Annotated in this window: 14 protein-coding genes and 1 pseudogene; 6 read left to right on the plus strand and 9 right to left on the minus strand. The window is 61.2% G+C overall.

Annotation, left to right across the window (positions count from 1 at the left end):
- Window positions 1-170: 170 nt before the first annotated feature.
- Together HWY30_RS05150 and HWY30_RS05155 are read left to right on the plus strand one after the other, a co-directional pair.
- On the plus strand, window positions 171-884 hold the full coding sequence (locus HWY30_RS05150) for a M35 family metalloendopeptidase (protein WP_167368653.1): 714 nt from the start codon (window positions 171-173) through the stop codon (window positions 882-884).
- Window positions 881-1,375 (plus strand): hypothetical protein, encoded by a 495-nt coding sequence (locus HWY30_RS05155; protein ID WP_167368654.1) that lies wholly within the window; start codon window positions 881-883, stop codon window positions 1,373-1,375. Before HWY30_RS05150 ends, HWY30_RS05155 begins: the two co-directional genes overlap by 4 nt.
- A gap of 222 nt (window positions 1,376-1,597) precedes the next feature.
- Here HWY30_RS05155 and HWY30_RS05160 read toward each other — a convergent pair whose 3' ends face one another.
- Window positions 1,598-2,845, minus strand: a complete 1,248-nt coding sequence (locus HWY30_RS05160) for an acyltransferase family protein (RefSeq protein ID WP_090804854.1) — start codon at window positions 2,843-2,845, stop codon at window positions 1,598-1,600.
- Between the two features lie 258 nt (window positions 2,846-3,103).
- On the opposite strand from HWY30_RS05160, the gene HWY30_RS05165 reads away from it, so the two are divergent.
- Both HWY30_RS05165 and galU read left to right on the plus strand, forming a co-directional pair.
- The gene (locus HWY30_RS05165; RefSeq protein ID WP_008921966.1) at window positions 3,104-3,247 is read left to right on the plus strand and encodes a hypothetical protein; all 144 of its coding nucleotides are present in this window, start codon (window positions 3,104-3,106) and stop codon (window positions 3,245-3,247) included.
- A gap of 284 nt (window positions 3,248-3,531) precedes the next feature.
- Window positions 3,532-4,449: a UTP--glucose-1-phosphate uridylyltransferase GalU gene (gene galU, locus HWY30_RS05170; RefSeq protein WP_090804856.1), complete on the plus strand. Its 918-nt coding sequence runs from the start codon at window positions 3,532-3,534 to the stop codon at window positions 4,447-4,449.
- Window positions 4,450-4,520: 71 nt separating this feature from the next.
- Here galU and HWY30_RS05175 read toward each other — a convergent pair whose 3' ends face one another.
- The 4 genes from HWY30_RS05175 to HWY30_RS05190 form a co-directional block, all read right to left on the minus strand.
- Window positions 4,521-6,695, minus strand: coding sequence for a malate synthase G (locus tag HWY30_RS05175; RefSeq protein ID WP_090805767.1), 2,175 nt, complete (start codon window positions 6,693-6,695; stop codon window positions 4,521-4,523).
- 80 nt (window positions 6,696-6,775) lie between these two features.
- Window positions 6,776-7,180, minus strand: a complete 405-nt coding sequence (locus HWY30_RS05180) for a heme-binding protein (RefSeq protein ID WP_090804858.1) — start codon at window positions 7,178-7,180, stop codon at window positions 6,776-6,778.
- Window positions 7,181-7,714: 534 nt separating this feature from the next.
- On the minus strand, window positions 7,715-7,972 hold the full coding sequence (locus HWY30_RS05185; RefSeq protein ID WP_143037170.1) for a hypothetical protein: 258 nt from the start codon (window positions 7,970-7,972) through the stop codon (window positions 7,715-7,717).
- Between the two features lie 172 nt (window positions 7,973-8,144).
- The gene (locus tag HWY30_RS05190; protein WP_244144781.1) at window positions 8,145-8,534 is read right to left on the minus strand and encodes a MarR family winged helix-turn-helix transcriptional regulator; all 390 of its coding nucleotides are present in this window, start codon (window positions 8,532-8,534) and stop codon (window positions 8,145-8,147) included.
- On the opposite strand from HWY30_RS05190, the gene HWY30_RS05195 reads away from it, so the two are divergent.
- Window positions 8,533-8,934 carry a hypothetical protein gene (locus tag HWY30_RS05195; RefSeq protein WP_176078849.1) on the plus strand — a complete coding sequence of 134 codons (402 nt, stop codon included), beginning with the start codon at window positions 8,533-8,535 and terminating at the stop codon, window positions 8,932-8,934. The two genes, HWY30_RS05190 and HWY30_RS05195, sit on opposite strands and share 2 nt — an antisense overlap.
- A gap of 123 nt (window positions 8,935-9,057) precedes the next feature.
- Here HWY30_RS05195 and petA read toward each other — a convergent pair whose 3' ends face one another.
- From petA to HWY30_RS05210, 3 genes are all read right to left on the minus strand, one after another.
- Window positions 9,058-9,681 carry a ubiquinol-cytochrome c reductase iron-sulfur subunit gene (gene petA, locus HWY30_RS05200; protein WP_090805769.1) on the minus strand — a complete coding sequence of 208 codons (624 nt, stop codon included), beginning with the start codon at window positions 9,679-9,681 and terminating at the stop codon, window positions 9,058-9,060.
- A gap of 134 nt (window positions 9,682-9,815) precedes the next feature.
- Complete coding sequence (locus HWY30_RS05205; protein WP_090804862.1) at window positions 9,816-10,247, minus strand: peptidase associated/transthyretin-like domain-containing protein; 432 nt, start codon at window positions 10,245-10,247, stop codon at window positions 9,816-9,818.
- An 81-nt stretch (window positions 10,248-10,328) separates the two neighbouring features.
- Window positions 10,329-11,786, minus strand: coding sequence for a trypsin-like peptidase domain-containing protein (locus HWY30_RS05210; RefSeq protein WP_244144782.1), 1,458 nt, complete (start codon window positions 11,784-11,786; stop codon window positions 10,329-10,331).
- Between the two features lie 236 nt (window positions 11,787-12,022).
- Between HWY30_RS05210 and HWY30_RS05215 the strand changes: the two genes are divergently transcribed.
- The gene (locus tag HWY30_RS05215) at window positions 12,023-12,904 is read left to right on the plus strand and encodes an MOSC domain-containing protein (protein ID WP_090804864.1); all 882 of its coding nucleotides are present in this window, start codon (window positions 12,023-12,025) and stop codon (window positions 12,902-12,904) included.
- Between the two features lie 74 nt (window positions 12,905-12,978).
- Here the strand turns inward: HWY30_RS05215 and HWY30_RS05220 are convergent.
- Window positions 12,979-13,155: pseudogene (locus HWY30_RS05220) on the minus strand (SAM-dependent methyltransferase); the annotation flags it as partial.
- Window positions 13,156-13,195 lie beyond the last annotated feature (40 nt).

The following is a 13,195-nucleotide window of genomic DNA, read 5'->3' on the forward strand; positions in this document are numbered from 1 at the left end:
CCGCCCAAATTACGAGAGTAGACGCGATCCGGCCAAAGTTTACAAGCACGGCTTTCAAGTCATTGAATGTAAACGGCTTGCTGGCGCGGGCGGCTGCCGCAGCGAGATGTGTATAACGCTATGGGTCATAGCGGCGGACAGCAGGTAAGTCTTTTATTATGGGAGAACAGATGACAAACGACTTCTTTAACAAAAACAGCCAATATCTCAAGACCGACGAGAATGAAGAGTGGACCGAGGTCGGCACTGCCATTACCAATACAACTCCCGGGTCAATATCCAATGTCATAATCAATACGACGCCTATCTGTCCAAACATGAGCAACAAGGAATTCAGAAAGGAGGTCATGCGGGCACGCGATGCTGGCGTTTCGTTGATTAAGGAGCGCATTGCAGCAGTGGCACGTTGGGACGCAAAAGAGCGGGACCGTGCCGAAATTTATTTCGCTCGCGCAGATGAAGAAATCCGAAGCACTTTGGCTGTTGGTCTGCCGCGCCTGCTAGCTGCGATGCAGGAGCTTGTACCAGAAAAGATTGTTCGATGGGACAGCGTACTGAACAGGAGCCTTACATGCACAGTTGCGCTAGATAGCGGCGACAATCACGCCGCAGTGTGCAAACCCGATTCCCAAAAGCGCGTTATCGCTATCTACTCGAAGTTTTGCAATATCTCACATGGCGAGTTGTTTCACGAGTGCAAGATCAAGACGTTGATTCACGAGTGCACCCATTATACGGATACTTTTAATTCGATCGATGAGGTATATGCAGATACCGAGTCAGGAGCGAAATACTTTGCGAAAAATCATCCTGACCTCGCAATCAGAAATGCCGACAACATAACCGGCTATATTGCAACATTCGATGGGCGAAATATCAGATGAGTAAGAAGCTGAAAGTGAGGGGCAGTGTTGTGATCGTAGCGCTTGCCATTTCGGCTTGTTCTTATGGATCGGCTGGCGCATGTACCATCGGGGAAGAAGCAGAGATTGAATTGCCAGTCAATACAACTGCGCTGACCAATGCAAACAGGCTCGCAATTACGGATGCTGTCATTGAGGCGAAAAAATGGCCCGACGTTCAGATTCAGGCGGTTATTATGGCTGGCGCATATACTGTAGAGCGTAATCTGGATCAGTTGAAAGAAGACCGGGCTAGAAACGTCAAGGTGTATTTGCAACAGCTTGGTATAAGAAGTGAAAATATTTTGATCGAGAAGCATACTTTCACGGATGAAATGGTGGTGAAGCGTCCTGATGGCACACTTAGTTACCGTCAGGTCTTCGTAGAGTTCAAGCCGATCTGTAACGGTAGCTGTGCGTGGATGTGCGACGATCCAAGGGTGACGCCGCGCAGCAAGGTTATCAACCCGTAAGCACACGAACAGGGCTCCGCCGAAGCGGGGCCCATTCATAGACAGGTCAGGCAGGCAAGCGGCACCATCACGACTGGGCATAGGCGACATCGCCGATGAACTCGATGCCGGTAAGCATGAAGCCGTTAGCGATGGTGTTCAAAACTTGCTCAAGCCGCGATTGATTTTCCGTCTGGCCATGCCGCCATGAATACGGTGAGATGACCCGATGCTCTTGTTCTGCTAGCGCCTTCCAGGCTTAAAACTCGCCGACCACTTCATCGCAGGCAACTCAACGAGCCGATAGAACACATAGGCGGCCGGCACCGCGACCAGCATATAGCCGAACGACGGCCAGATCGACATCTGCAGCGACGAACGAAACAGCCACGCCGACAGCAGTACGAAGATCGGCAGATGGATCAGATACAGCGAGAAGCTGAAGTCGCCGACGCGCGACAGCAGGCGCGCTACTGCATCCGACCCGGCACGAAGCAGCGCGCGCACGCCGCCCGTTTCACGCCGGGGGGCATGACGTCCATCGAGCGCCTTGTACAGATAGCACGCAAAGCCGAGCGCCCATATCTGGAACGCGCCGTACTGGCCGAAGTGAAACGCGACGCAGCCTGCCGCGATCAATACCGCCGCGAGCACGTACAGCGATGCCGGCGCACGCGCCGCTCGCACGCTGCGCGCTTTGGCATCGGCGATCCACGCACCGAGCGTCCAGGAGAACCAGTACGACGTGAAGAACTGCACATCGTGGCGCTCCAACCCGTACGCGGACGCAACGTTGATCGCGCCGACGAGCGCGAGCACGGCGTTCATGCCGATGCGTCTGCGTAGCGCGAACAGCAACGGATAAATCGCATAGAACTGCACTTCGAGCGACAGCGTCCACAGCGCGCCGTTCGAGCCATACGTTTTACCCGCCACACCCTGCAGCGAAAACAGGTTGACCAGAAACGGATGCCAGCCGATGTCGCGAATCTTGTGACTGACGGGCGGCAATTGCAGGCTCAACGAATCGAGCGCGAAGGTCAGTACGAGCGCCGCGAGCAGCACCGGGTAGATGCGCGCGAAGCGCCGCAGCCAGAAGTTGCCTGCATCGAGCCGGTAAGCGGGATTGCCCGCGAGCCGCAGCGCGCCGCCGCGATGGATGCAGTAGCCACTGATGACGAAGAACATCGGCACACCGGCCGAGCCCCATGCGATCGGAAACGTCAGGTACGCGGCGAGACTACTGGGACTCAATGAATGTCCGACGCTCTGATGAAACGCCTGCATGCCGACCCACACGATCTGGCGGCAATGAAAGTAGGCGACCAGCAGCGCGGCGAAGCCTCGCATCGCGTCGATCGCGTGCTCCTTGCCGGCGCTATCGACACGCGCGTCGCTGCGCGCATGCGCCGCGGCCGGGTTTTTCTCCGGGCGCGGCAGCGGGGAGAGGGGCAGGGATGAGCCGGCGGCATCCAGTGCTGGGTCGCTCATACGCGGTCCTTATCTGAAGCGGAAAAAAGAAAAAATTGCGCGGAACAGGCCTTCGAGCGGGCGTCTTGCGCACCCGCGACGCATCCATCCTAGAGCACCGCAATCCTGAAAAATGATTAAAAAATTCCATTTCGCATTGAATCCGATATCGATTTTGTGACGAATTGTAATTGCGCGTCGACGTATGGGGTATCGAATTATTTATCGCTTTTGTCGTGCTAATTTAAAGCAAGGATTTTCTGACCCCGAGGTGAAGTCATGAACCTGCATTTACTGGCCGGCGTGGCCGTCCTGCTGATCCTGGTGGCCGCCTCCGCCTACCGCGATGCCTTGCGCAACGAGCCGATCCGTCGTTACCGGATGAACCCAGGCAAGCTGCCACCGGTCGACGAACAGGAATGACGTGCTGCCGAAGGCGGTCATCGGGTCGCCAGGCGACCCGTGCCAGGGGTCGTCCGAAAGGTAAGACTTTCGGATTTGCTCGATCACCAACTGGCAATAGATACGTAATAATTTCATAATTTGTTCACAATATCGCATTGAGATTAATGCGTGAATTATCCGAATTAAATCGGAGAAAAACGCTTGCGTGAACCTCGCAGTTTTTCTGCTAGTCTTGCGCCGGCATTGATTGGCCGCCAGGTCCGCGAACACACCAATTTCTAACCGATGTGGGAATGCCTACCATGCTGAAAGTCACCAAAGCCGTGTTTCCCGTAGCAGGCCTCGGGACACGATTCCTGCCGGCTACCAAAGCAAGTCCGAAGGAAATGCTGCCGATCGTGGACAAGCCGCTGATCCAGTACGCGGTCGAAGAAGCGATCGACGCCGGCATCACCGAGATGATCTTCGTGACGGGCCGCAGCAAGCGCGCGATCGAAGATCACTTCGATAAATCCTATGAGATCGAGTCCGAACTCGAAGCGCGCAACAAGCAGAAGCTGCTCGACCTCGTGCGCAGCATCAAGCCGGCCAACGTCGACTGCTTTTACGTGCGCCAGGCCGAAGCGCTCGGTCTCGGCCATGCGGTGCTGTGCGCCGAAAAACTGGTGGGCGACAGCCCGTTCGCGGTGATTCTCGCCGACGACCTGCTGCATAGCGCGAAGCCCGTGATGAGTCAGCTCGTCGATACCTTCAACCACTATCACAGCTCGGTGATCGGCGTCGAAACGATCGCGCGCGAGGACAGCCGCTCGTACGGCGTCGTCGACGGCCGCGAGTGGGAAGACAACGTGATCAAGCTGTCGGGCATCGTCGAGAAGCCAGCGCCGGACGAGGCGCCGTCGAATCTCGGCGTGGTGGGCCGCTACGTGCTGATGCCGACGATCTTCAAGCATATCCGCGCGCTGAAGCCGGGCGCGGGCGGCGAGCTGCAACTGACCGACGCGGTGCAGTCGTTGCTGACCGAGGAGCAGGTGCTAGCGTATCGCTACTTCGGCACGCGCTTCGATTGCGGCAGCAAGCTCGGCTATCTGAAGGCGACCGTCGAATTCGCACTGCGCCATCCCGAGGTGAAGGCTGAATTCGAGGCGTATCTGCAAGCCTTTATGCAGAACGAGGCGTCAGGTGGCGAGGCGTCGCAATTGACGGCAGAAGCCGCGTGAAGTGACACCACCTGGAAGGAAAAACGGGCGCCGCATTACACGGCGCCCGTCGTCGTTTCGGCCGGACGGCCTCAACCCCGCTTCTTCACCTCGAGCCGGAACTTGTGCAGCAACGGCTCGGTATATCCGCTCGGCTGCTGGCGCCCCTCGAAGACGAGCGCCTGCGCGGCCTTGAACGCGATCGTGTCGAAGCCGGGCGCCATCGGCTGGTAGAGCGGATCACCGGCGTTTTGCGCGTCCACCACCTTGGCCATGCGCTTGAACGTCTCCTCGACGAGCTCGCGCTTGATCACACCGTGATACAGCCAGTTGGCGATGTGCTGGCTCGAAATACGCAGCGTCGCGCGGTCTTCCATCAGGCCGACGTTGTGAATGTCCGGCACTTTCGAGCAGCCGACGCCCTGGTCGATCCAGCGCACCACATAGCCGAGAATGCCCTGCGCGTTGTTGTCGACCTCGGCGCGGATTTCGTCGTCGCCCCATTGCGCCTTTTCGACGACCGGAATCGTCAGCAGGCCGTCGAGCAGTTCGTCGCGCACCGTCGCATAGTCGGTGCGTTCGAGTTCCTGCTGGACCGCCTGCACGTCGACCTGGTGATAGTGCAGCGCGTGCAGCGTCGCCGCGGTCGGCGAGGGCACCCACGCGGTGTTCGCGCCGGCCTTCGGATGGCCGATCTTCTGCTCTAGCATTGCGTGCATCAGGTCGGGCATCGCCCACATGCCCTTGCCGATCTGCGAGCGGCCGCGCAAGCCAGCGCTCAAACCGACCAGCACGTTGCTGCGCTCGTACGACGTGATCCACTTGCTCGACTTCATGTCGCCCTTGCGCATCATCGGGCCCGCTTCCATCGCCGAGTGCATCTCGTCGCCGGTGCGATCGAGGAAGCCCGTGTTGATGAACGCAACGCGCGCCGACGCTTCGGCGATACAGGCGAGCAGATTCACGCTGGTGCGGCGCTCCTCGTCCATGATGCCCATCTTGATCGTGTTGCGCGGCAGCTTCAGCAGGTCTTCGACGCGCGCGAACAGTTCGCTCGCGAACGCGACTTCGGCCGGTCCGTGCATCTTCGGCTTCACGATATAGATCGAGCCGGTGCGCGAGTTCAGCTTGTTCTGGCGGTCGCGCAGCGCGCACAGCGTGGTGATCACCGCGTCGAGAATGCCTTCCGGAATCTCGTGGCCGTCTTTCGTCAATACGGCCGGGTTCGTCATCAGATGGCCGACGTTGCGGATGAACAGCAGCGAGCGGCCATGCAGCTTGACCTGCGACTTGCCGTCGGCGCCGATGTATTCGCGATCGGCATTGAGCCGGCGCGTGAAGGTCTTGCCGTTCTTCGTGACCTCTTCGGTCAGGTCGCCGCTCATGAGGCCGAGCCAGTTGCGATAGAGCTGCACCTTGTCATCGGCGTCGACGGCCGCGACCGAGTCTTCGCAATCGATGATCGTGGTGACGGCCGCTTCGACGACGACGTCCTTGACATGGGCCGCATCGGTCTTGCCGACCGAATCGTTCGCATCGATCTGGATCTCGACGTGCAGGCCGTTGTGCTTAAGCAGCACCGCCGATGGCGTGCTCGCGTCGCCCTGATAGCCGACCAACTGCGCAGGTGTCTTCAGCGCCGTGGTGCCGCTCTTCAGCGCGACGACCAGCCGGCCGTTCTCGACGCTATAGCGCGTTGCGTCCGCGTGCGAGCCGTTCGCGAGCGGCGCGGCCTGATCGAGGAGCTTGCGCGCGTACGCGATCACGGCGGCGCCGCGCACCGGGTTGAAGCCCTTCTGCTTTTCCGCGCCGTCCGTTTCGGGGATCGCGTCGGTGCCGTACAGCGCGTCGTACAGGCTACCCCAGCGCGCGTTTGCGGCGTTCAGCGCGTAGCGCTGGTTCGACAGCGGCACGACGAGCTGCGGGCCGGCCTGTCCGGAGATTTCGCTGTCCACGTGGTCGGTCGTGGCCTGGACGCTGGTGGGCACGGGCACGATGTAGCCGATGCCTTCGAGAAACGCACGATACGCGCGCAGATCCCGCACCGGGCCGGGATTGGCCCGATGCCAGTTGTCGAGTTCGCTTTGCAGGCGGTCGCGCTCGGCGAGCAACGCCCGATTTTTGGGCGCCAGCTCGTGCACGAGGGCGTCGAATCCCGACCAGAAAGCGGCGCTGTCGATACCGGTGCCGGGCAGGGCTTCGGATTCGACGAACTGGTCGAGGTTGGCGGCGACCTGCAGTCCGCCGCGCGGGTTCATCTGAGTCATCGACTGCTCCATCTGTTATGGGACCGACGAGGGGGCATCGGTCCGCGTTGTGTCTCGGGATTGCTTTGGCGCTCGGCGCTTTACACGCCGAGCGCGTGAATGCCGGCTTTCGCGATCTGCGCATCCTGCTCCGACTTGACGCCCGACACGCCGACCGCGCCGACCACGTGGCCGTCGACGATCACCGGCACCCCGCCTTCGAGCGTGCCCTGCAGCGGTGCGCTGAGGAACGCGGTGCGGCCGTTGTTGATCATGTCTTCATAGACCTTGGTTTCGCGCCGGCCGAGCGCCGCGGTGCGCGCTTTTTCGGTCGCGATATACGAGGTGGAGGGCGCCGCGCCGTCGAGACGCAGCACCGCGAGCGGATGGCCGCCGTCGTCCGCGACGACGATCGCGACAGGCCATTTGTTCTTCTCGGCTTCCGCGCGGGCGGCATCGACAATGCGGGTCGTCTCGGCGACGGTCAACACGGGTTTGCTCAGCATAATGAATTTCCTGTCTCGGTGATGGGAAGGTGGCTTCTACAGCTTCTTTCGGTAACCGGCGATGCGGCGCTTCAGAAGATCCTCGGGGCTCCGTTGCAAGCTTCTTGCGGCTCTCCGGCGCGCGCCTGATTCGACGATTTTACTTCCGCGCGAGGCAGCGCGAAACGGCGGCCTCGCCAGGCGGCTCTGCCCGTGCGCTCGACAGTGCCGCCGCAACGCCACGCGCCGGGCGGTCCACAAGCGCGGCCTGGTTCAGAAATAACGAGGTAGACCAGCCGATGAGCTGGTTTTCGAAGCCTTCATTGCGGCCAGACAATGGTCGCGCCGCGAGCCGTAGCGGGGGCGACGGCTTCGGTTCATCGTCGGATCGCGGCAAGCGAACTAGGCCCGGTTCACGCTTTCACGAGTGAGCCAGACCCGCGCATGGGCGACGCGAACACCGCTTAGCCGCCCCCGAACCAGTCGAAGCCAGTGGAAGGCAGCCGAAACTGGCTGATACGCCCGAAGAAACGTTCGATCTGCGTTCGACCTCTATCAGGTCGGTTTCCCGCACTCGCCGACAATGAGGCCAACCGGGGCAGCAGCATTGACTATGATCGCGCTGTCAGTCCGGACCACACGATGACGGCTCGGCGGTGCGACCCAGTCAGCGATCGGGGCGCGTTGATGAATGGCGATCGCGGAGAAATCCTTGCACCCGGTTTTCGGGGCGACGTCCGAGGTCGGGTGCGCGATGGCAAGCTGGGCGAAGCCCAAACATATTCCAGCGCATAGTGCAGGCAGCGTACGCATGGTGTGGCCTCCTGTGCGAGAGAACCAGTAGAGTGCCAGTCAACTGTCTGTCAGCTTCGATCAGTGGGGCTCTGCAGCGATCAACCTTGCCCCGCGTCGGCAGTGGCGGATCGATCGTTGGCTCGTTGAAGGCACGACAGGCCTGGTACGCTTTCAATCTATGCAGTGGCGATTAAAGCAGGCTTAAAGGCTTTCCCCGTGCCGGCACGATGATGATCGCCCGTTCTCTCCGCTGTGCGGGAACACCTTGTGGCAGGTGCCTGCTACCCATACGCCGAAGGCCCGGCAAACGAAGAAGGTGGACCTGCACGAGTCGCCGGTCGGAAGCGTCGGGGCGACGCTCGACGAGCCCGGCGGCTTCGCAGCGGGACACGAGCGCCGCGGTGCCGTTGGGCGCGGCCTGCAACCGTTCAGCCAGTTCGCCGATACTGGCCCAGGAGCGGTCGGGAAATCCCCTGACGTGAAGGAGCATCTGATATTGCAGAGGCGTGACTCCTTCCGCGTGAGTAATTTCTTCCGAATACCGCAGGAACCTGCGTAACTGGTAACGGAATGCCGACATGGCTTATCGCAACTTCATCGTCGTGAAGCAATCCGATGCGGCGTTCGAAGTGATCAGCGAACTCCGGCAGCGCCGCGCGGTGATGGCGGTGGTCGTCGTCGATGCCGCTGTCGATGGCGCGTTCGACGTGTCCGGCGTGATTGCGAAGGAGCATATTGCGCACGCCGTCGCCCGCAGTATCGATATTTTCCAGCCCCGGGCTCGCAGAAGGACCGCCACGTCGACGCAATCCGTGCGCGTCAACGACGCTTCGTATGCCGTGCACGGCAGGGGTCTCAAGGTGGGCGATCGGATTGCTGAGGACTTGATGCCGCCGGATTCATCGGGTCACTGGGCCGGGATGAGGTTGTCGAGCGGCTCGCTTCGCGCATCGATTGGTGATCTCGATCTCGGTAGGTGATAGGCGAGCCGCGCGACACCGCGCGCTCGACCGGCCGCCACGGATCGATGTAGCGGTAGCGAGGCGGGCTGGTATTGCGTGACCGTGGCAGGAACTTCCCGCGTCCTCGACCATATGCCGCGGCTATGCCTCCTCGCCTTTTTCATCCTGTCCGATAACGACGCTCGTCGACGACGCAAACATGTAACGCGGCACATCCAGATTCTGGGGCGCGGGTTTGTCTTTGAACACTCGACCGGCCAGGTCGTAAGTCGAGCCGTGACAAGGGCACAGAAAGCCCCCGGGCCAATCGTCGGGCAGACTGGGTTGCGGCCCGGGCTGGAAGCGGGGCAGCGGGGTGCAGCCGAGATGGGTGCACACGCCGATCACAACGAGTATGTTGCGATGATCCGGGCGCGACCGGTATTCGTTGTTGCAGTAGGCCGGCAGCGGTATCGAGAACGGATGCTCGGTATGCGGGTCGGCGACCATCGGGTCGGCCTTGAGCACGGCCGCCAGCATCTCGTTGGTTCTGTTGACGATGAAAATCGGCTTGCCGCGCCACGCCACGGTCATCATGCTGCCAGGCTCGAGTCTGCTGATGTCGGCGCTGACCGGCGCCCCGGCTGCCCTCGCACTCGCTGGCGGCGCAAACGAGTCGACAAAAGGAACGACGACCGCCACGCCTCCTATGGCGCCGACGGCCGATGTGGCGATGAGCCATCTGCGGCGGGTTTCGTCGAGAGGCTCGCTGGAACCGTTTTTCATGGCAAGCTCCGAGTCGGTTCGGTTGCCCATCGCGACTTTTCACGAGTACCGTTTACGAATGCACCGCCGCGGTCGTCACGCGCCGGAAAGCCGGCGAATCGGATCGCGTGCGGCCAGAAACGCGAAACGCCGGTCTACATCGACCACAGGAACACTTCATGCACATGCGACGACGGAGCGATATTCACGTCCCTGCGCTCCGTCTTGCCGTTATATGTGGCGCTTACGCTATACCGGCCGTGAGGCAGCGACGCCAACAGGAAAGGACCCTTTGCGGTGGTCTGCAATATCGTATTGCCGTGCATGTCGGATAGCGTCACCGGGATATTCGCAAGGTATTCGTTGCCGCTAGCCGCCTTGCCCGCAAACTCGAGCGTGAGTGGATACCTTGGCATGACCTCCTTGATAGCGGTGGATTGGCCAAGGCCGATCCCGCCGCTCAGGAACGTAACCTCACCCTCGTGCTGTACCGCGGGTAAAGGCTGAGTTGCCGCGAACGCGTATTGGACGCTTGCACTCAGTGCGAGTGCCGTCAAGCCAACTTTGACGATTGCGTGCTGGTTCATTTCGAGCTCCTCGTAAAGTGTGGCGATGAGGTACGCGCCGCCACTGCGCTGCCAGGGTCTATTTGCATATATAAACAGACCCTAGCCCATGTCGATGGTGACGAACATGCGCTGTCCGTCGCGTTGGACCAATAGCGCGACCGCGTTACCGCTGTTCGCCGCTTTCCGCCGGAACTGGGCGGGACTTGATACATGAGTGCTGTCGACCATCAGGATGATGTCTCCCGGTTCGATGCCGGCGAGCGCGCCGGCCCCCGTGCTTTTTTCGACCAGGACACCACCTTCGACACCTGCGTCGTGTCGCTCCTGTGCGGTCAAACCACGCACGGTCAACCCATCGGGCGCTGCGACCTGCGCAATGGCCGGGGTCTCGGCAGGAGTGGCATTCAGACTGCCAAGCGCGACTGTCGTATCGTGCGTGGCGTTATCGCGCCAGTACACGAGATGGACGGATGTGCCCGGTTTGAGATCGGCTACTGTGACGGGCAACCGGGTCGAATCTGGAATATCAACGCCATTGATCTTCATGATGACGTCGCCTGGTCTGAGACCGGACCTGGCAGCCGGTCCTCGCGGGTCGACCGAGCTGACGAGCGCCCCTTGCGGCCTGTTCAGACCGAAAGATTGCGCAAGCGGCCAGCTGACATCCTGAATCGTGATGCCGAGGCGTCCGTGTTCCGCCTCGTGGTGCAGTTGCAACTGTCGGGCAACTTTCATCGCTTCATCGATCGGCAGCACGAACGCGGCTCCTTCAACGTCGCCGATCTCTTTCGTGATAGGCATTTCGATCCCAATGACGTTGCCGTTCAGACCGAACACCGGGCTGCCTGCATCGCCCGCATTTTCGGTCACGTCAGTCTGGATAAGCGGTACATACGACTCGCCTGGCAAAGCCCGCGACATGTTGCTGATGATGCCTGCCGTCACCGTGTCGTTCAGTCCATAAGGGGAGCCGATCGAGACGACCCACTGACCGGCCTTGTTCGCGGACGGTGAGCCAATTTTGACTGTCGGCAGTTTGGTGGCGGGAATCTTGAGCAGCGCGATACCGCTCGCTGGGTCGTCGCCGACCACCTTGGCCTTGAACTTGCGACCGTCCCTTAGCGTCACGCTGATTCGGGTTGCTTTCGTTATCAGGCTGGAGTCGGTGAGAATGTATCCATCGGCGGCGATGATGAATCCTGAGCCGCTGCGTTGCGAAGCCAGGCCTGCCGCGCCAGGAGGGGCGTAGGCGAACTGCTGGAACTGCTGGGTAAATGGATCGTCTTCGCTGCCGGCCGGCGGCCAGAGGGGAGTGACGGTGGCGACGGGTTGAGCCGCTGTCACGCTGATATTGACGACTGCTTTGCCTTCTTCGCTGACGAGGCGCGAGAAGTCCGTCACTATCGCGGGCGCCGTGTCGTGGCCTGGAAGCCTGGCAGCCGGCACATTCGCGCCGGAGCTTACGTTGTTCGGAGGGGATTGCGCCATGCAGCCCGCGGACACCGCCACGGTCAGACATTCCACGATCAGGAAGTACTTGAGTTTGTCGCGTCGCATCACATGCCCCCCGACACGAGCAGTTGAGTCGGTTGAGTCGGAGTAACGCGTCTGTCCGATGCGTTCTCCATGCTGCTGTGATTCGACTCTAGGTCGCCACTTTTAAAACAAGCTTAAAAAAACCCGATGAGAGGGTCCGGCTCGCACGTCCCCGTCAACGCTAATTTCGGTACTATACGGATCTACTTTCAGTCCCCGATTTTCGCCGGAACTGCGCTCCCGACGCGCGTGCAACCATGCCTACCATCAACGAACTATTCGTCTATCCGATCAAATCCTGCGCGGGCATCGCGCTCACCGAGGCGCGGCTGTTGGCGACGGGCCTCGAATACGACCGCAACTGGATGATCGTCGATCCCGAAGGCGCGATGTTCACGCAGCGCGCGTATCCGCCCATGGCGCTGATCAAGGTCGAACTCGGCGCAGAGGATCTGATCGTCAGCGCGCCGGGCATGCGTGAGCTGCGCACGCCGCTCGATGCCGCGCGGCTCGCCGCGGCACCCAGGGTCGCTACCGCGGTGTGGCGCGACGCGGCCTACGGGCTCGACACCGGCGCAGAAACGGCGGTCTGGTTCACGGAGTTCCTCGGTCTGCCCGCGCGCTTGCTGCGCTTCGATCCCGAGCGGGAACGCGTCGTCGATCCGGGCTATACGGACAGCACGGGGGGCGCCACGACCTTTTTTGCCGATGGCTTTCCGCTGCTGGTGGTCGGCCAGGCCTCGCTCGACGATCTGAACGCGCGCCTGAACGGCAAAGGCGCACCGTCGATCAGAATCGATCGCTTCAGGCCCAATATCGTGCTCAGCGGCCTCGATGCCTATGAAGAGGACTATGTCGAGACACTCGCCGTCGGCGCGAATGCGGACTCGAGCGCGCGCGTCGAGTTACGGCTCGTCAAGCTGTGCACGCGCTGTCCGATGCCGACCATCGATCAGGCGCGCGGCGCGCCCGATCCCGACTGGCCGAACGAGCCGACCGACACGATGCTCGGTTACCGAGTCAGCGAGCGCTTCGACGGCGCGGTCACGTTCGGCAACAACGCGCTGGTCGCGAGCGGGGCGGGGGCCTGGCTGCGCGTCGGGCAGCAGGTCGACGCGGAGCTCGGGTTCGGCGATTGATGGGATGAAAGGCGGGCGAGGCCCGCTTCGAGCGCCGATCAGGCTGCCCGCGCCATGGCCGACGCGGGTAGTGTTTGTCCATCTCGAATCACGCGCGCCTGCGGCGCGAGCGTCACGATGTCGGGATTCGCGAGGTGGTCGAGCAGCACGACGTCGGCGGCCGCGAGCGCCTTGACGGCCTTCAGGGTCAGCAAGTCGAGGTCGCCCGGGCCGGCGCTCAGCAGCGTGACCTTGCCGGTGTTGGTGTTCATGTCGGTGTCCTTATGCCGTTGGTTTCCGTTGGCCCGAAAC

It is taken from the genome of Paraburkholderia tuberum STM678, assembly GCF_902833905.1.
Lineage (GTDB): Bacteria > Pseudomonadota > Gammaproteobacteria > Burkholderiales > Burkholderiaceae > Paraburkholderia > Paraburkholderia tuberum.